The 21559-nt window shown below is 39.0% G+C and carries 16 protein-coding genes and 1 riboswitch; of the genes, 12 read left to right on the top strand and 4 right to left on the bottom strand.

What is annotated here, in order from left to right; genetic code table 11:
- The first annotated feature begins 76 nt into the window (after positions 1 to 76).
- Complete coding sequence (locus tag BS1321_RS01090; RefSeq protein ID WP_063233486.1) at positions 77 to 2119, top strand: sigma-54 interaction domain-containing protein; 2043 nt, start codon at positions 77 to 79, stop codon at positions 2117 to 2119.
- A gap of 338 nt (positions 2120 to 2457) precedes the next feature.
- Here BS1321_RS01090 and BS1321_RS01085 read toward each other — a convergent pair whose 3' ends face one another.
- A complete protein-coding gene (locus tag BS1321_RS01085) occupies positions 2458 to 3369 on the bottom strand; it encodes a LysR family transcriptional regulator (RefSeq protein WP_063233487.1) in 912 nt (303 codons plus the stop codon).
- A gap of 452 nt (positions 3370 to 3821) precedes the next feature.
- On the opposite strand from BS1321_RS01085, the gene BS1321_RS01080 reads away from it, so the two are divergent.
- The 4 genes from BS1321_RS01080 to ggt all read left to right on the top strand — a co-directional run bounded on the left by BS1321_RS01080 (position 3822) and on the right by ggt (position 9653).
- Positions 3822 to 4796, top strand: coding sequence for a TAXI family TRAP transporter solute-binding subunit (locus tag BS1321_RS01080; protein WP_063233488.1), 975 nt, complete (start codon positions 3822 to 3824; stop codon positions 4794 to 4796).
- 85 nt (positions 4797 to 4881) lie between these two features.
- Positions 4882 to 5388: a DUF1850 domain-containing protein gene (locus BS1321_RS01075; protein WP_063233489.1), complete on the top strand. Its 507-nt coding sequence runs from the start codon at positions 4882 to 4884 to the stop codon at positions 5386 to 5388.
- A complete protein-coding gene (locus tag BS1321_RS01070; RefSeq protein WP_063233490.1) occupies positions 5381 to 7375 on the top strand; it encodes a TRAP transporter permease in 1995 nt (664 codons plus the stop codon). Before BS1321_RS01075 ends, BS1321_RS01070 begins: the two co-directional genes overlap by 8 nt.
- 202 nt (positions 7376 to 7577) lie before the next feature.
- Positions 7578 to 9653, top strand: coding sequence for a gamma-glutamyltransferase (ggt, locus tag BS1321_RS01065; RefSeq protein WP_063233491.1), 2076 nt, complete (start codon positions 7578 to 7580; stop codon positions 9651 to 9653).
- Positions 9654 to 9791: 138 nt separating this feature from the next.
- On the opposite strand, the gene BS1321_RS01060 is transcribed toward ggt, so the two are convergent.
- Entirely contained in the window at positions 9792 to 10694 is a 903-nt protein-coding gene (locus tag BS1321_RS01060) for a LysR family transcriptional regulator (RefSeq protein WP_063233492.1), read from the bottom strand.
- Between the two features lie 123 nt (positions 10695 to 10817).
- Here BS1321_RS01060 and hutG point away from each other — a divergent pair, with 123 nt between their 5' ends.
- The 4 genes from hutG (at position 10818) to BS1321_RS01045 (ending at position 14963) form a co-directional block, all read left to right on the top strand.
- The gene (hutG, locus tag BS1321_RS01055; RefSeq protein ID WP_063233493.1) at positions 10818 to 11774 is read left to right on the top strand and encodes a formimidoylglutamase; all 957 of its coding nucleotides are present in this window, start codon (positions 10818 to 10820) and stop codon (positions 11772 to 11774) included.
- Positions 11775 to 12139: 365 nt separating this feature from the next.
- Positions 12140 to 12295 carry a hypothetical protein gene (locus BS1321_RS27245; RefSeq protein WP_153246094.1) on the top strand — a complete coding sequence of 52 codons (156 nt, stop codon included), beginning with the start codon at positions 12140 to 12142 and terminating at the stop codon, positions 12293 to 12295.
- 60 nt (positions 12296 to 12355) lie between these two features.
- A complete protein-coding gene (locus BS1321_RS01050) occupies positions 12356 to 13027 on the top strand; it encodes an SOS response-associated peptidase (protein WP_063233494.1) in 672 nt (223 codons plus the stop codon).
- 322 nt (positions 13028 to 13349) lie between these two features.
- A riboswitch (SAM riboswitch) is annotated at positions 13350 to 13457 on the top strand.
- A gap of 189 nt (positions 13458 to 13646) precedes the next feature.
- Positions 13647 to 14963, top strand: coding sequence for a Na+/H+ antiporter NhaC family protein (locus BS1321_RS01045; protein ID WP_063233495.1), 1317 nt, complete (start codon positions 13647 to 13649; stop codon positions 14961 to 14963).
- A gap of 286 nt (positions 14964 to 15249) precedes the next feature.
- Here the strand turns inward: BS1321_RS01045 and BS1321_RS01040 are convergent, their stop codons facing one another.
- Together BS1321_RS01040 and BS1321_RS01035 are read right to left on the bottom strand one after the other, a co-directional pair.
- Positions 15250 to 15795 carry a chromate transporter gene (locus tag BS1321_RS01040; RefSeq protein WP_230163300.1) on the bottom strand — a complete coding sequence of 182 codons (546 nt, stop codon included), beginning with the start codon at positions 15793 to 15795 and terminating at the stop codon, positions 15250 to 15252.
- 48 nt (positions 15796 to 15843) lie between these two features.
- Complete coding sequence (locus BS1321_RS01035) at positions 15844 to 16473, bottom strand: chromate transporter (RefSeq protein WP_230163301.1); 630 nt, start codon at positions 16471 to 16473, stop codon at positions 15844 to 15846.
- A 255-nt stretch (positions 16474 to 16728) separates the two neighbouring features.
- Between BS1321_RS01035 and BS1321_RS01030 the strand changes: the two genes are divergently transcribed.
- From BS1321_RS01030 to BS1321_RS01020, 3 genes are all read left to right on the top strand, one after another.
- Complete coding sequence (locus BS1321_RS01030) at positions 16729 to 17607, top strand: LysR family transcriptional regulator (protein WP_063233496.1); 879 nt, start codon at positions 16729 to 16731, stop codon at positions 17605 to 17607.
- Between the two features lie 387 nt (positions 17608 to 17994).
- Positions 17995 to 19986: an alkyl/aryl-sulfatase gene (locus tag BS1321_RS01025; protein ID WP_063233497.1), complete on the top strand. Its 1992-nt coding sequence runs from the start codon at positions 17995 to 17997 to the stop codon at positions 19984 to 19986.
- A gap of 294 nt (positions 19987 to 20280) precedes the next feature.
- On the top strand, positions 20281 to 21519 hold the full coding sequence (locus tag BS1321_RS01020; protein ID WP_063233498.1) for an MFS transporter: 1239 nt from the start codon (positions 20281 to 20283) through the stop codon (positions 21517 to 21519).
- Positions 21520 to 21559: the final 40 nt, after the last annotated feature.

Raw genomic sequence — 21559 nt, 5'->3', positions numbered from 1 at the left:
GGATTAAAGTTTAAGGTCTTTATTGGTTCTTTTTGGTGATATAATAGTACCAATTAAAAGACAGGTAGGTGTTTTTATGTCAAAATCATCACTTACACTTATAGCGGGAAGCTCAAAAACAAAGGAAGCCTTGCAGGAGCAACTGGAACAACTGCTGGGAGACTATGTTCATGTCAAAAGCCATGCTGCCGATGAGGGAATACCACGATCTCTGGGAGATGGGCTTATCTTGTATTCATCAGATGCCGCTTATGATAAGAAAAAGGGATTGTATAGCGTAAATGCCGAGAAAATAATTGTGGGAAAGAGAACTGTTAATCATGAATACATTGACAAGCTATTAAGAATACCAGTGGGTTCGGCAGTTCTTTTGGTGAATGATGATGATGATGCAACTATAAACCTTATTGAATCCTTATATCAGCTTGGTATCGATCATGTTCAATTTATCCCTTTCAGGAAGGGGATTTTATTTTATGAGAATGTCCAAATAGCCGTTTCACCAGGAGAAACACATCTGTGCCCCTCTTACATAAAAGAAGTAATCGATATAGGCGTGCGTCTTTTTGATATAACAACAATTCTGGAAGTTGTAGAATGCTGCGGTTTACAAAAGGATATATCTTCGAAGATTTCAGAAAGGTATATTAGCAATATCATTGAATTACAACGTAAGCTGTTATATGCAGAGCGTGATGCCAAGCAGATGAGCGATCATATCCAAAATGTGTTGGGGACTGTCGATGACGGAATATTAGTAGTTAACGAGGAAGGGCTGATAACGGTATTCAATAATCAGCTTGCGGCTTTGTTCCATGTTGATGCACAAGATGTGGTTAATAAGTATCTAGAGCATGTAATGAATCGCCGGGATATTATCGATTTCATCATGGAAAGTAATGATGACAGCAAGTTCTTCAATATAGACGGCGTGGATGTCGTAATTTTCCGGTTACAAATGATTAAAGAAAATACAATCGTCGCAACCTTCAAAAGCGTTCATCAAGCCTTTGAAATAGAAAAGACCGCTCAAAGGGAAATGCGAAATAAAGGATTTTATACAAAATACTGCTTTGATGATATTATCGCCGAGGATGAAGTAATGAAAGAGCGTAAACAGATTGCCAAGAAGCTTGCCCTGTCGGAGCATCCGATTTTGATTCAGGGAGAGACAGGAACTGGGAAAGAATTGTTTGCTCATGCTATTCATGACCATTCATTGCGAAAGAACGGGCCGTTTCTGGCTGTCAACTGTAGCGCTTTAACAGAAACGTTACTTGAAAGTGAATTGTTTGGCTACGAAGAAGGGGCATTTACAGGGGCACAAAGGGGAGGCAAGAAAGGACTGTTTGAAATGGCGGATAACGGGACTATCTTTTTGGATGAAATTGGTGACATAAGTCTCACCGTTCAATCCCATCTACTTCGAGTTCTTCAGGAGGGGGAAATCCGTAGAATTGGGGGCAAAAGAATCATTCCTATTAATGTTAGGGTGATTACCGCGACGAATAAAAATCTTCATGATAAGATGCGGGACGGTTCATTCAGAACAGACTTGTTTTACCGGCTGAATGTACTCAATCTTTACATACCGTCACTCAAAGAGAGAAAAGCGGATATTCCACTTTTGATAAAGCATCTCATCACAAAAAGCGGGAAGTGGGTAAAAGTAGAGCACGACGTTTTGGAGTATTTCATGCAATATGAATGGCCCGGCAACATACGGGAACTTAAAAGCACAATCGATTACATGCTGACGGTTTGTGAGGGGAATGTCGTGACGAAAAGTGATCTTCCGTTCATGCACGGGCATGCGGAAGACAGTGTGACGGCAGATTATCCCGTCTGTAAAAGTATGCTGGAAATTCAGGAGCGCGCTTTCATCTTGGAAGTAATCAAGCAATGTAACGATAAAGGAAAAGCGGCAAGCAGAGAGCTGATTTCGAGTCAAAGTCAAGATTCGGACTTTGTCTTGTCCCCTCAGCAGATCCGACGCCGCTTGGATTTTTTAGAAATCGAAGGATTTGTCGTCAAAGGAAGAGGAAGGGCAGGAACTAAGATCACCGCTGAGGGAATAGAGTATTTATATTTTCTTAAGTCAAAGCATGCCATGCACTGATATAATTAGTCACTACCAATATGGGTGGTTCGCACATTTGAACGTTTTAATTCGTTAAGTGAAACCTAAAACTCAATACCGGGGTCCCGCCCCAGCGCCAACAAGCTATCATTTAAGGATAGTACTTAGCGAAGTTTAGGAGGCAAAATAATATAGCCCAATTTCTCAGTGTCATAAACGAGAAATTGGGCTTTTTTTTAACCTCACCCAACGTAAATAACTTTTTATTCTTTTTTGAATTATTCAGAAGGTCGATGAGCTTACCATTATTATTGAATTTACGAAAATTGGTCCTTTCTCACTAAGAGTCGTTTCGTAGCTTTTTCCAACCAAGAATCTCATATATCGCTAAAAGCATGATCATTTTTTAACGTTTTCAAAATATGCGTAGTCAGCATTGATGCATCCGTTTTTTTCCAAACTGCAGATATGGAACTTGATAATTCCGAGTTATCGATGTTCAAGGCTTTGACTTTGCTTTTTCCCAACAAACTTACCATATCTTCCGGCATGAGTGCTACGCCTAGGTTATTGGATATTAGATTGGCGATAGTCAGTAATTCAGAGCCTTTACATAATTCTTTAGGTGAAAATCCAGCAGTTAGACAAGCCTTTTCCAAAAGGAATTGAAGGGAGTGTGCTTGCACGGCATCATAATGGATAAAAGGTTCGTCTTTTGCTTCGTATAAATGTATAGCATCCTTTTGGGCTAGCGGATGGTCAATGGAAACGACCAATTGTAAAGGAAACCTCATGAATTCAATCATGCTTAATCCTTCATTGGCGATGATGTTACTGTGAATGGGCGTTCGGATGAAACCGATGTGATAATTTTGTTGGTTTACGAGTTTTACAGCCCTTGAGGATGTTGTTTCATGAACGTAAAATTCTGTTTCCGGGTATTCTCCCACAATCTTTTTCAATAGCTTCGGGATAAATATGCTAGCTGCAGAGGGGACAGTAGCAATCTTCAGTTTAGGCTTGGGGATGGTTTTATTTTCAACTATGTAATTCACTGTTTTCTCAATATCTTCAAAGGAAGGAGCTAGTTTTTTATAGATGTACTCCCCTTCTTCTGTCAATGTAATTTTTCTTGTCGTACGATTCAATAATTTAAAGCCTAATTGTTTTTCGAGGGATAAAATCTGTTGGCTAAGTCCGGGCTGGGATATATGCAGGGTTTTGGAAGCCTCACTGAAACTAAGATGGTTAGAAACCTCTATGAAATAGCGGAGGGATAGGAAATTCAAACAATCACCCATTTCAGTTGGATTTGAAAATAAAAGGAAAAAATGGCTGGTAATAGAAAGGGTGGACTTCTAATGTTCCCTCTCAAGAAAAAGCTGGAAACAACGATTAAAAGCTAGAAATATGCTAGGGAGGTCATTTTATAATATAGACTAATAAGTTTATAACAATAATATATTTCTAAAATGGAAGAGTCAATATTATCCTTAAAGAAAGGGGAAATAGGTAATAAAAGGTAAAATATTACTATTTAATAGCGTGTTTTCCTTGTTTTTAATAGGTGTTTTTACACATTTATGCTTGTTATTTCGATTTATATAAAAGTTTTTAATCAAATACTAGTTCCTTTGGTTTATATGTCTGTTTTTGTAAAAAAAGGTAAAGTGAGGTGGTCGGTAGAATAATAAAACTATCATCTTTTGCGGATGAAGAAAATAAATGAGGGGGGAGTTTTATGAAAAAATTTCATAAGTGCTTTTTATTGGTTTTGATTTTGACGGTAACCGGTATTATCGCGGCTTGCGGAGACAGTAAAGCAGGTGTCTCGGGCGGCGGAAACCAAAACCTGAGTCTGTTGACTGGTGGAACGGGAGGTACATACTATCCACTTGGAGGACAAATTGGAAAAATCATTTCCGATAAAACAAAAGCGAATATAACACCTCAGACATCTGGTGCCTCCGCTGAAAACATGGAAACTTTAAGAGCTGGAGAAGCTGAAATCGCTTTTTCGCAAACGGATATCGCGGCATATGCACTTGAAGGAAAAGAAATGTTCGATGGGAAACCCATAGATAATATACAAGCGATCAGCTCATTATATCCTGAAACGGTACAAATTGTAGCGACTGCAAAGAGTGGAATTAAATCAATTGAGGATTTGAAAGGTAAAAAGGTATCAGTTGGCGCACCAGGTTCTGGTGCTTACATCAATGCCATGCAAATCCTGGAGATACATGGGTTGTCTGAAAAAGATATTAAAGGACAAAATCTATCATTCGATGAGTCGGCTGAAGGAATCCAAGCAGGCAATATTGACGCAGCTTTCATTACGGCAGGCACGCCGACTGGTGCAGTTGAGGCGCTATCCGTCCAAAATGATATTTTTATCCTGCCTATTGCAGAGGACAAGATTCAAGCATTGGTTAAAAAGTACCCATACTATGCTGCAGAAACAATTCCAAGTGGTACGTACAAAATCAAATCCGAGGTGAAAACAGTTGCTGTTAAAGCGATGTTAGTGGTTACAAAGGATCTTGATGAAGATTTAGTTTATGAAATGACTAAAGCTGTTTATGACAACACAGATAAAATCACACATGCTAAAGGCAAGTTCATTACAGCAAAGACTGCACTTGAAGGGTTAGGGGATATGGAAGTTCATCCTGGAGCAGCAAGATACTTTAAAGAAAAAGGTGTTTCCAAGTAATGTGATTGGGTCGGTAGCTCGCTTAATGTGACCTATCGGCTTCGTTTTTTTCTGAATCGGATATCTGGTTTTGAAAGGGGTACCTATGAAATTCCCGAGATTCATGGCTTTTGGTATACCTCTGTTCATCGCTTTTTTATTATTTATTCCTTATAAGCATGTAATTATCTTTTCCTTCGAGGACCAAGGGAAATTAGTCGCATACTTTCCATTGAAAAAAGAAAAAGAATTCAAGATTAAGTATACACACTCCATCCACCTCACGGATGTTTTGGAATCATATCGGTTATCGGATAAGCAAATCGAACAAACCGAACTTGCTTATAATGATTTTGCAGTCGGTATGCCTTCTAATGCAGAGGGGGAGGAAGTATTCGTAGAGAAAGACGGTACCTATTTCATAAAAAATATGAATCGCAATTTCGCCTATATAGATTTACGAGTAGGACAAGTCAGAGCTAACCATCGTTTAATATACGATGAAAAAACTTATACATTGGCAGACTATATTAAACCAGGGACATGGGTCAGGATTTCATCGGAAAGAATTTCTTTATGGGAACAGTTGAAGGGAGTGAAGATTAGTGGCTGATCAAGAAAAAACGAAGTATTTAACCGAAGCAGAACAACAGGAGTTATTGGCAAAATATGATCCTGAAGCCGGGACAAGGAAATTAACTGGTGTCTTGGGACACATTGCGTTTTTTGGACTCTTGGCTTTTTCGTTATTCCAATTATATACTGCTATTTTTGGCGTTTTTACAGCACAAATCCAACGGACGATACATTTAGGGTTTGCGCTCTCCTTGATTTTTTTACTATTTCCTGCAAACAGGAAGAAGCGTCAAAAAGGAAAGTTTCAAATTGCCTGGTACGATATCATTTTAGCGATCGTTAGTATCGGGATAGGTGCATATTGGCCCTTATTTTTCGAAGATATCGTCATGAATGTAGGACGTTTGGGCGCATTGGATTTTGCGGTTGGCCTAATGGCCATTCTGCTGGTTTTGGAGGCAACCAGGCGTGCAGTGGGTCTTCCTATTATGGTCATTGCTTCATTATTCATTTTCTATGGAATTTTTGGACAGTATATGCCTGGGTTCCTTGCTCATCGCGGTTTAACTCTGGAACGTTTGGTGCAAACGATGTTCTTCTCGACAGAGGGCATTTTAGGTACTCCGTTAGCGGTGTCATCGACATTCATCTTCCTATTTTTACTGTTTGGATCCTTTCTAGTCCGGACAGGTGTCGGTCAATACTTCAATGATCTTTCAACCGCCATTGCAGGCAGAAGGATAGGGGGACCTGCAAAGGTTGCGATTTTTTCCAGTGCTCTTCAAGGAACGATTAGCGGAAGCTCTGTAGCTAATGTTGTCACTTCAGGAGCATTTACGATACCGATGATGAAAAATCTTGGTTATAAGAAGGAATTCGCAGGGGCAGTGGAGGCGGCCGCTTCGACAGGCGGTCAATTGATGCCTCCGGTAATGGGGGCAGCGGCATTCTTAATGGTTGAGTTCATTGGGAATGGAATAACGTATTGGGATATAGCAAAGGCGGCTGCGATTCCAGCTATCCTTTACTTTTCAGGAATTTGGATCATGACCCATTTTGAAGCGAAACGACTTGGGCTTCGTGGATTAACGAAAGAAGAGATGCCAAGTAAGAAGGAAGTGTTCGGCAAATTTTATTTACTAATACCGATCCTTGCCATTATCTTCTTACTCATGCTGAATATCACGGTTACACATGCAGCACTGTATTCCATTGCAATCTCTGTTCTTGTAGGATTCATAAACAAGGATGTCCGCATGAAATTCATCGATATCATTTATGCATTGGTGGATGGAGCTCGAACGGCACTTGCGGTTGCAGCCGCAACCGCAGCAGCCGGCATTATTGTAGGAATCGTTACGAAAACTGGATTAGGGCTGAAGCTGGCTAATGGTTTGATCGATTTGTCTGGCGGATATTTGATTCCAACATTGATGCTGACAATGGTAGCGGCACTTATTTTAGGAATGGGTTCACCTACGACCGCCAATTATGTAATCACATCGACGATTGCAGCACCTGCGATCATATTGCTTGGTGTTCCTGATTTATCTGCACATTTATTTGTCTTCTATTTTGGCATTATAGCTGATATAACTCCTCCAGTTGCTTTAGCGGCATTTGCAGCGGCAGGGGTGGCAGGCGGTGAACCGATAAAAACGGGGATTGAGTCATCAAAACTTGCCATCGCTGCATTTATCATTCCATATATATTTGTTCTTTCCCCACAAATGTTGATGATCGATACAACTTGGATGGAGGTTGTCTGGGTCGTACTTACAGCAATGTCAGGCATGATCGCAATTGGTGCGGGTGTTATAGGCTACTGGATGAGGGGGATGCACTGGTTGGAAAGAGTACTCGCTATAATCGTTGGTTTACTATTAATCTATCCTGAAACGATATCGGACATCATTGGGGTATCTGCATTTATTGTATTGTTGGCTTTGCAATATCTTTGGAAGGGTGACAATCACGATAGCCCCAATATCTTGAAACATAAGCAAAGTATAGAGAAAAATTGAGTCTTCGAATATCAAACCAGAAGTAAAGGGTAGAGCTGAACCATTTGGGGGGTGATTTTTTGAAGTGAAACATCATTGAGAATGTGCAGACTGCTTTTATATCGAGCTCAACCAGCATATTCCTACTAAAGTCATCTGTTCGTACTTCCTGTTGCCTTATGGTAAAACCCTAATTTGTTTTATTTTGAAAGGAGACTAAGTCATGAAATTTTTAAAAAGTTTTATTTTAGTTACTTTCAGTTTCTTTTGTATGATCACACCAGCTTTTGCAAGTGTCCCTGGAATAGACGAGTCAATGGGAAAGGGGGCTACAAAAGGAATCGTATCAGTTTCCCACCCTTTAGCAGCTGAAGCGGGTATAAAGATATTAAAACAAGGTGGAAACGCAGTCGATGCAGCAGCAGCCATTCAATTATCGTTAAATGTAGTTGAACCGATGATGTCTGGAATTGGCGGCGGTGGTTTTATCATGATTTATAATAAGAAAGAAAATAAAATAACGATGATCGATAGCCGCGAAATGGCACCGCAAAATGTTACGCCTGAACTATTTTTAGATGAAAAGGGAAAACCTGTTCCTTTTAGTAAACGGCACACAACTGGTAAAGCTGTTGCAGTCCCTGGAACCCTTAAGGGGATGGAAGCTGCACTTGAGAAATATGGAACATTGAAATTATCACAAGTTATGGACCCGGCCATTAAACAAGCTGAAAAAGGGGTTAAAGTCAATTGGATAACAGCACAATATATCGATGAAAATGTAAAAAAACTAGAAAATAACCAAGCGGCTGCAAAAGTTTTTGTGCCAAACGGAAAACAATTGGAAGAGGGAGACACCCTCGTTCAGCCAGATCTGGCAAAGACTCTTAAGTTAATAAAAAAACAAGGTTCTAATGTTTTTTATAAAGGTGAAATCGGGGAAGCACTTACCAAAGAAGTTCAAAAACGAGAAGGAACGATGACAACCGAGGATTTGGAAAACTATGTAGTGAAAGAGAGGAAGCCAATTAAATCGGAATATAGGGGCTTTGAAGTGGTGGGGGCAGCTTCACCAAGTTCAGGCAGCTTGACTGTCCAACAAATCCTGGAGCTAATGGAAGGATTCGATGTACAAAAGATGGGGGCGAACTCCCCTGAGTATCTACATTATCTAACCGAAGCCATGCATCTCGCTTTTGCCGATCGCGCTGCCTATATGGCAGATGAAGATTTTTATGATGTACCAACAAAAGGACTATTGGATGAAGATTATATAAAAGAAAGAAGAAAACTCATTAATCCAAATAGATCAACAGCTGATGTCAAAGCAGGCGATCCATGGAAGTATGAGGGCAAAGAACCCATTTCAATGGAGAAGGTAAAAGAAGAGAAAACCCCGATCGGACAAACGACTCACTTTTCTGTAATGGATAAGTGGGGAAATATGGTTGCTTATACGACTACAATCGAGCAAGTATTCGGATCAGGTATCATGGTACCTGATTATGGATTCATGCTTAATAATGAAATGACGGATTTTGATGCCACACCGGGTGGAGTTAACCAGGTGGAACCAGGAAAAAGACCAAGAAGCAGTATGTCCCCGACCTTCGTATTAAAAGATGGCAACCCCTTCATGGCCATTGGTTCACCAGGCGGGGCGACGATAATCGCATCGGTATCTGAAACGATTATGAATGTACTTGATCATCAAATGCTAATTCAAGATGCGATACTTGCGCCACGCATTTATTCTGCTGGTTATCCGACAGTTAGATGGGAACCGGGAATTGAACAAAATACAAGGTTGGAGTTAATGGCAAAAGGCCATGTTTATGAAGAAAAACCCCAACATATCGGAAATGTGCAAGCTGTTATTTTTGATTATGAAAAGGGGAAAATGTATGGAGGAGCCGATAATACGAGAGAAGGAACTGTTCAAGGAGTTTATAATGTTTCTTATAAATCGAAAAAGCCAAAAGAAATAAAAGAAGAAAAAAAGGGACCGTTTACCTTAAAAGTGAATGGAGCCGTTTATCCTTATACAGCTGAACAAATGAAACTGATAGATGAAAAACCCTATATTCAATCAGACAAATTGCTACTTGGTTTGGGTGTAATCCAATCAGGGGACTTAGAAACATTTAAACCAGATAAAAAATCGTATCTACCGGTGTTAAGAGTAGCGAAATCATTAGGATATAAAGCAAAATGGAACGAAAAAGACAAAGAGGCACTATTGGAAAAAGATCCGGCTGATATTGAAGATCCAGACGAAGATGGTAGTGTCACGAATTAATTTTATCCTGATGAATATAGACTGAAATTCCTTTAGCAAGATGTAAATAAGGAAATCAAGGAAAATGGCCAGAGCAATGGAATGAAACATTCCCCTTGTGCAATGTGCATAAGGGGATGTTTTTCGTTGGGTTCTTTTTTAGTCATCGAACCTAACATCACTCTTAAAAAAGCTATGTATGTCCTCTATTAACCTATATACCGCAGGAGATAGATAACGATCTTTCAAATAAGCAATGTAAACAGTCCTTTCCAAAAAGTTCGAATCGATTGCGCGAATTGCAGTATTTGGTATAGCAGCGGATTTAATATAGCTTTCCGGTAAAATTGTAACCCCAAGCCCTTCTTCTACCAAACTGCAAGCTGTTTCAAGCCTTTCTATTTCGTATAGGATATTGGGAATTGCATTTTCACCTTTAAATGCTCTTAAGATATCATCTCTTGTTTGAAATCCAGTTGTACTGATGATCAATTCTTTCTTTGCAATGTCTTGGAAAGTGATGGATTCTTTTTCGTTTAACTCGTCATCTTTATGGATCAAAAGCATGAATTTTTCATTATAAAGGGGAGTGGACAGAATTTCATCGTTGTTGATGGGCTGGTTCGTGATGGTGAAATGAACATTATACCGGTTTAACGAATCGAAAACCTTCTCTTCCCCTAATATTTCCCTGACTTTTATATGAATATTAGGATAATTGATTTTAAAATTCCTGATTATCTTCGGGAACCAAAATTTGAATGACTCTATGGAACCTATAGATACTGTTCCGCTTCCAACATCCTTCATTTCCTTAAGCTCCACTTGCATATTATCGAATCTTCTTAACAGATCAACAGATCTAGTATAAAAAATCCCCCCTGCTTCCGTAAGCTCAAGCCCCCTTGTATTACGTTCCAAAAGCTGAAAACTAACTTCATTTTCTATTTTCATTATGGCATTACTTAGGGAAGGTTGAGATATATGCAGTATTTTTGACGCTTTTGAGAAATTCTTTTCCTGGACAATGGTAGTGAAATACCGAAGTTGACGAAGGTCCATATATTCTCCTTTCTATAGCTTTAAACTATAGATTTATTGAATTTTTGTATTGGTAATTATATATTATCTCATTTATAATTTTAAAAAAAGATATTTCGGAATTTTTTAAATAAAGGAGAAATTATGTATACTAATCCGACTTTAAAATATTGGAATGGAAGAATTGATTCCCAATCTGACATGGACAGCTTCAGATACCACCAAAGAGTACGTTTGGCACCGATTTCGGAATTAGCCATCTCTTCCAATGCATCAAGGACCTTTGGATTGATTGGCTTCAAATGTGATGAAGGCGTAAAAAGGAATAAGGGCAGGATTGGTGCTGCAGAGGGTCCCGATCATATTAGGCAGTCATTGGCAAAATTACCCTGTCATTTACCTTCCCAAATCGAGCTGGTGGATGCTGGAAATGTAATATGTGAAAGTACAGAGATGGAGGCCGCCCAATCCCAATTGGGATCAGCTGTTGCCGGGATATTGGAGACTAAAGCGATTCCTATCATACTTGGGGGAGGACACGAGACCCTGTATGGCCATTATCTTGGGATTAGGAAATCCATTGGACCAAAAGCTAGATTAGGGATTATTAATATTGACGCTCACTTTGATATGAGGCCATATGAAAAAGAAAGTTCATCAGGAACGATGTTTAAGCAGATTTTGGACGAAGATCAAAGTTGTGGATATTTATGTGTCGGAATTCAGAAGCAGGGGAATACGAAGGCACTGTTTGAAACTGCTGAGAGAAGTAAGGTCGACTACATATTGGAAGAAGATTTGTCATTGAACGAAATGGATGAAACTAAGCGGCGGATAAATGAATTCGTTAAGGAAAATGACTACATTATTCTTACATTATGTACGGACGTTATTGATTCAGCCTACGCACCTGGGGTAAGTGCTCCATCGCCGTTTGGACTGAATCCGAAATTGGTCCGTGCCATTATTAGGCATATCGTATCGAATGAAAAGATCCTCTCCTTTGATATCTCGGAAGTGAATCCTTCGTTGGACGAAAATAATAAAACCGTTACATTGGCAGCACATTTAATAAATGAGGTTTTGCTGCATTTTAAATAATGAATGGACTTGGAATAGGGGCAACTCCAATTTGGTTCTTCTAGAAGAGCGTGCCTTTTCGTACCGACTGTTGGGGCTTGCCTCAATGCTATCTCCATAATCAAATTATCAGTATTGAATCGAATAACCTTTGACAGTGCCCAGATTGTCCATGAATCATTCATGGACAGTCTTTTTTACGCCTCCTTTACAAGGAGTTATGGTCTCAGGCATTGCCTCGTTCGACTAACCCTTAGAAGTATAAAGGAACCTCCATGCGGCCTCTCCATTAGAAGATTGACCATGACTCTTCCAAAGTTCAATACTGATACTTGGGGGTTTTTGGTTTATAATAACAACCATCTAGCCTTTTGAGGGGGGATTACATGAATGAATATAAAGTAACGGTCAGGAATGGCAGTACCTTAATTTTGTCGGAAATCATTAAAGCTGAAGATGAAAGAGAAGTCCTTGGCACTCTTTTGATTTCCAGCGAATTATTTAATCAACCATTTACCGACATCAGGATTTTAGAACGCTGATTTGTGCCTGCCTGTTCCATTTGTTACACTGTAATAAATCTTAATACGGTAGGCGATATTATGTGTGGACGTTACACCCTTTTTACTGACATTGAAGAAATAAAAGAACGGTTTGATATTCAAGGATCATTTGATGGGGAATACCAATTCAGCTACAATATTGCTCCCTCCCAATCCGTGCTCTCCGTCATTAATGACGGGGCAAGGAATCGACTTGGATATCTTAGGTGGGGACTCATTCCTTTCTGGGCAAAAGACGAAAAAGTGGGCTATAAAATGATCAATGCCAGAGCGGAAACCATTGCAGAGAAAGCAAGCTACAAGAATGCGTATAAGAAGAAGAGATGCTTGATAATTGCTGACTCTTTTTATGAATGGAAGAAGACACCAGAGAGAAAAATACCGATGCGAATAAAACTGAAGAACCATGCTCCATTTGGAATGGCCGGTCTCTGGGAATCCTGGAAATCTCCTGAAGGCATCAGCATCTATTCGTGCTCCGTTATAACAACCGTTCCTAATGAGATAATGACCAGCATTCATGATCGTATGCCTGTTATCCTTAAACCAGAAGATGAAAAAGATTGGTTGAATCCATCCATTAATGATCCTGCATATCTGCAACAGTATTTAAAGTCATTCGATTCGGAACAGATGGAAGCATTTGAAGTATCGACTGATGTGAACTCGACTAAAAATAACTCACCTAACCTAATACAACAAATTTGCTGAGAGGTCATTAGACCTCTTTTTTATATTAGTTCCGTCCCAAAATGGCTATATTTAGGTTTTATTCAAATATTACAAGAGTTTCATTATTGAAATAAACTGATTAACTGCACATGTCAAGATCTCTTTATAATCATTAAGGAGTGTATGTGAAATACTATAAAACTAAACCTTGCGAAAATAGACAAAATGCTGTACTCTTATATTTGCTTTTCAATACGACTTTCGATGTCACTTTCACAAACTCAGATGGTTTCGGCAAGTTTCCAGCCTGGTACTTTTTTGGTAGACATCGTAATATTTGATAAATTATATAATTTAGATCTTCTTATCAAGAGAGACGGAGGGACTGGCCCGAAGATGTCTCGGCAGCAGACTTAATAGGAGTGCTGTGCCAAATCCAGCAGGCAGATTTTCGCCTGAAAGATAAGGAGGGTGTTTTTTATAAATTAAAAGACCTCTTCTTGTTGTTTAATAGAAGGGGTCTTTTTTATGCCGACAGTTTTTTAGCTATAGCTCCATGACTGGATAATCAAGTTCAAATTGGTGTTATTTGCGAAAACCATTAACAGAATAATAGCTGTGACACAAGTCATGGGAAAAATAAAAAGAGGTGTTCATCATGAGTGCAAACAATAAAGGGAATCCATGGGCATTGATCCCATTTGTCGTTTTTTTAATTTTATTTATAGGGTCCGGAATCATCACTAAAGATTTTTATTCATTTCCGGTGATTGTAGCGATTTCAATTGCATCAGCAGCTGCATTGGCAATGAATCGGAAAGAGACATTCAATCATAAGGTTGATATCTTCTGTAAAGGTGCCGGGGACGCCAATATTATGTTAATGGTTATCATTTTCCTTTTAGCAGGCGCTTTTGCCGAAGTTGCAAATGGCATGGGGGCAGTTGAGTCAACGGTTAATCTTGCCTTAGCTGTTTTTCCGCAAAATCTATTAATGGTAGGGATTTTCATTATTGCTTGTTTTATTTCTTTATCTATGGGGACAAGCATGGGAACGATTGTTGCCCTAGCACCTATTGGGGTTGGAATTAGTGAGCAAACCGATATTTCGCTTGCCCTTTCAATGGCGGCCGTTATTGGTGGTGCGATGTTTGGGGATAACCTTTCCTTCATTTCGGATACGACAATCGCTGCAGTTCGAACTCAGGGAACGAAAATGAAGGATAAGTTTAAAGTGAATTTTTTCATCGTTTTACCTGCGGCCATCATCACATGTGCCATCCTTGGAATTTTAACGATGGGTGAACAAGCCGACATCTCCCAGCATTCTTATAATTGGGTGAAGATTCTTCCATATCTTTGCGTATTGATCACTGCATTGGCAGGAGTCAATGTGTTCCTGGTCCTTTCCATCGGAATCGTATTTGCCGGAATTATCGGCTTGGCGGATGGAAGTTATCAACCGTTGGGTGTTATTCAAAAAATCGGAGAAGGGATGGCGGGAATGTATGAAATCTCTTTCCTAGCCATTTTAATTGCAGGCATGGTAGCTGTAATCAAGCATAATGGCGGAATCGATTATCTTCTCCACCTCGTGACCCGAAACAGCAAAACAAAAAAAGGGGCGGAATTCAGCATTGCCGGGCTTGTTGGTTTGACGAACCTTTCCACGGCAAATAACACAATTTCCATTATCATTGCCGGGCCACTTGCCAAAAATATTGCTGAAAAGTATGGGATTGATCCACGTAAATCGGCGAGCTTGCTTGACGTTTTTGCCTGTTGCATCCAGGGGTTGATTCCATATGGGGCACAACTGCTTGTTGCAGCAGGGGTAGCAAAGATTTCTCCGATAAGCATCTTGCCGTATTCATATTACCCAATACTAATTGGACTTTGTGGAGTCGTTGCCATCTTGATTGGCTATCCGCGATTTCAGCCGGTAGATGATGAAATGAAGAAACGTACTTCTTAAAATGAGAATAATAATGAAAAAACACCCTGAATCATTGGATGCAGGGTGTTTTCTGTATGGGTGACAAAACATAAGCAAAAAAATTATTCAAAAGTCATCCTCGCTCTTATGTCAGTATAAGGGTTCCTCAGTGTTCAGAAACTAATCAAGGCCGTCTTCATCTAAACTGGAAATTCCAATTCATCTGCTTGGTATTTCTTTAATTTATGGTAAACAATTTTTTTCATTACCAAAATAACTGCTTAATTCCGGTCCATATTGATAATGGTTGTGTGTGCGACATTTGTCATGAATAGAGGACTACACCAACTAAACCAGAAAGAATAATTACATAGGCTGGGTGCCAGCGTAATTTCATTAGGGCAAATAACGATAATCCAAAAACGAGTAATAAGCTTATCGTATGCCATGAAAAGTACGGTGCTATCATATGATTGGAAAGTGCTAAACTGATCGCTGCAAAGAGGATTAAACTAGTGACAATGGGTCTTAATCCATAAAACATGGATTGAATAACTGGATAATGATTCAATTTGCTGAAGAAGGTGGCTATAACGGTTACGAATATAATAGCAGGTAGCAAGATTCCGAGAGCAGATGATATGGCTCCTGCTAATCCAGCAGTCGAATAGCCAACGAGAATGGCACTATTGGCGGTGACAGGTCCTGGGGACATACCGGAAATGGCGATTATATCGGTAAATTGTTGTGTCGTCATCCATCCATGCTGTGAGACTTCCGATTCTATTATGGGAATCATGGCGTATCCGCCTCCAAACGATACAAAGCCGATAATAAAGAAGGTGCTAAACAACTCCCACAATTCCATCATTCCATCACACGCTTTCTTTAAAATTAGTTAGACCCTGTTTTGATTTACCTATATGCCAGCACCCATAAAAGTTTCGAAATCATTTTCTTCTTTTCTCATATCTTTTCTGTCAATCTTGACATCGTAACCTAATTTTTTCTTAATGGAGATTGTCACAATACCCGCTACAGCTCCTGCTAATATAACCATCACAGGGTGAAGAAAGAAAAGGGCTGGAATTCCTACTATTAAAATACAGAAAGTTGATTTGTCTACAATAGACGTTTTTCCTATCTTGATAGCCGCATAGGCGATGATAGCTACTATGGAAGCTCTGATCGATATGAATGCGGATTCTATCTTCGGATTATCCTGAATGAAAAAATACAAAATGCCTAGGAGCAGAACAATTAAAAAGGTAGGTAATGAAACACCGATCATGGCTGCGCATGCACCCTTCATTCCGGCAATTCGATGGCCGATAAAGGTGGCGGAGTTAATAGCTACAGCTCCTGGTACGGACTGAGATAACGCAAAAACATCCGTAACTTCTTCGCTTTTCATCCATTTTCTCTTTTCGACCACTTCCTTTTCGATTAAAGGGATCATCGCAAACCCGCCTCCGAATGTGACAGGTGCTATTTTAAAAAATGTCCAAAATAATTGGAATTGAGTTTTCCATTGTCCTTTCATTGACATCATTCACTTCCTTTGCAGCTATGTTTAAAACTTATTATTAACATATCAAAGAAAATGGAATGGGTAAATTGCAACAAAATCATCGGGTATAACAAAACGTTATACCCAGAAGATTTATCCGTTTTATAAAGAATGTCGCCCATAATTGAATAGGCTCACTTATTCAGGGAATGTTACACTCTATTTTCATTTCACCATTTACCAATATGATGCTATCATTTTAATAAACTATCTAGAAACATGGAGGTCGTTTTCTTGAAATTAGAAAATCTAAAAATGTTTTGTTTAGTGGTTGATGAAGGAAGTATAAGCCAGGCAGCGAGGTTAAGTTTCCTATCTCAGCCCGCTGTAACAAGACAAATCCATCAACTGGAAAATTTTTATAACACTTTGTTATTCGACCGTGAGGAAGGAAGGCTGAGAGTTACAGAAGCAGGTAAGTTGTTATACCCTTTCGCAAAAGCTATTGTAAATGACTTCAACCATTCAAAAGTAGTGATTCAGCAATCAACGGGCGAGTACAATGCAAACCTCATAGTAGGGGCATCCTTGACTATCGGTGAGTATTTGTTGCCGAGCTTGCTTGGGAGATTTAAAAAACAACAGCCTGAAATAAAAGTGACATTAACGATAAAAAATACCCCCCGGGTTCTGGAGGATTTATCAAATGATGTCATTGATTTGGCCTTGGTGGAAGGACTTGTGGAAAATACCGATTTTATTGTAGACAAGTTCGCCGAAGACGAATTGATATTGGTATGTCCATCCGACCACCCATGGAAAGACAGAAAAGTAATTCAGCTAGAGGAATTGGGAAATGAAAGGATGATTTGGCGTGAATCCATTTCAGGAACACGGCTTATCGTAGAAAACATGTTAAGGGAGCATGGGGTTTTAGAAAAAATAGAAAGCTACATGGAGATCGGTAGTACACAAGCGATAAAAAGTGCGGTTGAAGCTGGACTTGGAATCAGCATTTTGCCAAGGTTGACAGTGGCCAGGGAATTGGAGCAAGGCTTTTTGCGGGAAGTGGGTATTTCCAGAATAGATATAAAAAGAAATTTATGGCTAGTCAGGAAAAACAAGCGTTTTAATAAAATTGGGGTGTCTAAATTTGTTAATTTTCTTCAATAAGTAATGAAAGCTACCTTGGTTTACTATTACAATATTGGCAAAGTTTTCAGTTTTGTGGTTAAGGGTGTGGCCCCGGCCACCTTACTTTGCAAAAGTAATAGCAAATTGAATATACCGCATGCATAAAAGCTCTTCTCTATCGAGAGGGGCATTTTGTATTTGGTTGTTCAGCCTACGGTTAGCCTAACAAACGAATTACCATTATGGAAACAAGTAGTTTTTTATATAAATAAAATTGAAGTTACTATTAGAAATAGGAAATATACTTAATGGTAAATTAATTATAAAATAAATTCATATTATTCTAAAAATTTCTAAAAAAAGAGAAAGTTTACTGCTTCAACATTCGGAATATAGACATGATATCGACTTAGGAAGGGGTATGAAATGTCCAAAGTATCTTTTATAAAAGGAATGGTTTCCGTTCCCATTGTTTTTGTTTTACTAGCAGGGTCTTCTGTTACAAATGCTGCATCAGATGAGCCAATGCCGGCAACAGATGCAACAATTTCAGCAAATAAAGCTTTTTATGAAAAGCTGAATTTTACAGATAAGGAAGATTTCAAGAATGCACATAAAGGATTTATTGCGCCTTTGAATATGAATCCAATTAAAAATTCAAAAGGTGACGTAGTATGGGATAGTAATCGATATTCATTCATAAAAGAAGATCGGTCGGCAAGTTTTACTGTAAACCCTAGCTTGTGGAGACAGGCACAATTACAAAATATAACAGGCTTATTTAAAGTGGTAGATGGCGTTTATCAAGTTCGGGGCCAGGATTTATCAGTGCTTACCATTGTGGAAGGAAAAACAGGATTAATAGTTTTGGATACACTTTCTACAATTGAAACGGCCAAAGCAGCGATGGAGCTGTATTTTGAACATCGACCCCAAAAACCGGTAAGTGCCATTGTTATCAGTCATAGTCATGCGGATCACTTTGGTGGTATAAAAGGCATTGCTCAGTACGCTGAAAATCCAGCTAATGTGCCCATTATTGTTCCCGCAGGTTTTAACGATGAAGCGCTAAGTGAAAACATTCTTTTAGGTAATATAATGTCTCGCCGTGCAGGTTATATGTTTGGAAATCTTTTACCCGCAAATGAAAGAGGGTTTGTTACTTCTGGTATTGGCCCGGGATTAAGTAACGGAACTTTTAGCTATTTACCTCCAACAATGGAAGTAAAGGATGATATTCAAACGGTGGAAATAGACGGAATAACATTTAAGTTTTTATTGACGCCGGATTCAGAAGCTCCATCTGAGATGCATTATTATATCAATGATTACAAAACTTTAGTGGTAGCCGAAAACACCGGACACACGTTACATAACATTTATACATTAAGGGGAGCTAAAACCAGAGATACCTTAAAATGGGTGAAAGCACTTGATGAAACAGTGGATCTGTTTGGAAATGAAGATATAGATGCTATGGTTACCGCCCATACATGGCCCATATGGGGAAAAGACCATGTTCTAGAGCAGTTGGAAAGTCAGCGTGATTTGTATAAATATATTCATGATCAAACCATACGATTAGCTAATTTAGGTCTCACACCTGATGAAATCGCGGAAAAGTTAAAGCTTCCTGAAAAGTTGGATAAAGTTTGGGCCAATCGGGGGTATTACGGAACATTGAAACACAACGTAAAAGCGGTGTACAACTTTTACTTAGGATATTTTAACGGTAATCCATCCGACTTGGATCCATTACCACAAGAGGAATCGGGAGCTAAATATATAGAATATATGGGTGGGGAAAAGAAGGTCATTAAACGGGCAAAACTTGATTATAGAAAAGGGGAATATCGCTGGGTGGCTCAAGTCTTAAAGCATGTAGTCATGGCTAACCCCCAAAATACAGAAGCAAAAAACATACTAGCTAAAGCTTATGAGCAATTAGGATACACAGCTGAATCTTCTGTGTGGCGTAATTTCTATCTTACCGGCGCAGATGAGTTAAGGAATGGTGTGGCAGACTCGAAGGGAACAGGCGGAATGATGAATCTCGATACGCTGCTCAATATGCCAATGGATGATTTCCTGAAATTCTTGTCCATTAAATTAAACGGAACAAAAGCGGAAAATAAAAAAATGGCATTCAATGTGACATTTACAGATTCGAAAACCAATTACATGATTAATGTGGATAATTCTGTACTGAATTTCAAAAAGGGGAAAATGGCCTCCAACCCTGATGCAACGTTAACATTAGATAGAATAACCTTCTATCAGATTGCTCTAGGACGTGAAGATTTAACCAAAATGGAGGCGGCCGGTAAAGTTTCCATTTCCGGTGATAAAGAGCAGTTTGAAGATTTCCTGTCTTTGCTGGATCAATTTCAACCAAAGGTTAATATCGTTACTCCGTGATAATCAACTACTTTATATTCGGAAAGCAGGATCGATTGGTGACCAATATCCGTACCCACGAGTCTAATTTTTAGTCTCGTGGGTTTGAATGTATCAATTAATCTTGTATGCATCCAGTTTCGTTTTAATAAATTCATTCATTGTTTTTTAAGATTGAAACGCTCCTAAAAGTCACAGAACAAAAATCAATAAGAGAAAAGTGAAATTTCAATCTTTGGCATTTTAAAAGGAATTGTAAGCGCTTCCCTAAGAAAATTAGTTTTGTGAAAATATAAAAAAATGGAGTGATCAGGAATGCAGCTGTATGCAAGTAAGAAACGAAAATTAATGATCAGCGGCCTTTTATTTGTTGGAATGATATTAAGCTTTTTTGATCGCGTTGCCATAAATGTCGGGATTATTCCAATTGCAGATGAGTTTCATCTCAATACGTCCCAGACAGGTTTTTTAATTAGTATATTTTTTGTTAGTTACTCACTCATGCAACCGCTTGGTGGATGGATGACCGATAAGTATGGAGCCAGAGTCATGGTTACTGTTTCTTTGTTTAGTTGGTCTTTGTTCACTGTAATGTCTGGGTTTGCATGGTCATTTATGTCTTTATTATTCATTCGTTTTCTGTTCGGGTTAGGTGAAGGGCCTTTCTATCCTGCCAGTATGTCCACTATAAGAGATAACTTCCCGGAAGAAGAACGGGGCCGGGCAAATTCGTTTTTCTTGTCTGCCCAAAATATTGGGGGGATATTAGGTACTGCACTAGCCGCTTCCATGGTGGTAGCTTTCGGTTGGCGGGGCATGTTTACCATTGCCGGGATTCTAGGGATATTAATTTCTTTCGGAATTTGGTTCATTCTAAAGCCTCAAGAAACTCAAGAGGTTAAAAAAGACAAACCGAAACAAAAAAAGGTTGCTCTGAAACTATTATTTAAAATCGAAAACATTTGGAAACTCATAACTTTCAAGTTTATATCAAATATTATCAACTATGGTCTGATCACTTGGATGCCTATATATTTAGTTAAGGAAAAAGGGGTTGATTTAATAGCCGCCGGGGGTTTATTGGCAATCCCCTATATTTTTGGTTTCTTGATGTTTAATGTAAGCGGATGGCTTCTGGATAAGCATATGGCTAACCGGGAGAAGTATCTTGCCGCTGCAGGCGCTTTATTATCGGCAATTTTTCTCTTTTTAATGTCTAACGCCACATCTCTAACACTTATCATCACTTATCTCACTCTCAACTCCGTAGCGCTGTCTTTCTTTGGAACCGTTCTATATACGATCATCATAAAATACTCACCAAAGGAACTTACGGGATCTGCCTCCGGACTCGTAACTTTTGCTGGTCAAATTGCAGGTGCGGTTTCTCCTTTAGCCCTCGGTTTGATTATCAGTATTTTTAATGACTCCTATAATGCAGCTTTTCTGTTTTTGGTAATAATAGCGCTATTGGGAACGGTTGTTGCCGTATCTATTAAAAATAATCAGGCACAACCCGCTAAAGAATACGAAAAAACAACTACCATTGTATAAAACTGGCATTCTGCTTTTGAGGAGACAGGTTTAGATGTAC

The organism is Peribacillus simplex NBRC 15720 = DSM 1321, from assembly GCF_002243645.1.
Lineage (GTDB): Bacteria > Bacillota > Bacilli > Bacillales > DSM-1321 > Peribacillus > Peribacillus simplex.
This window is presented reverse-complemented; position numbering and strand designations above follow the sequence as displayed.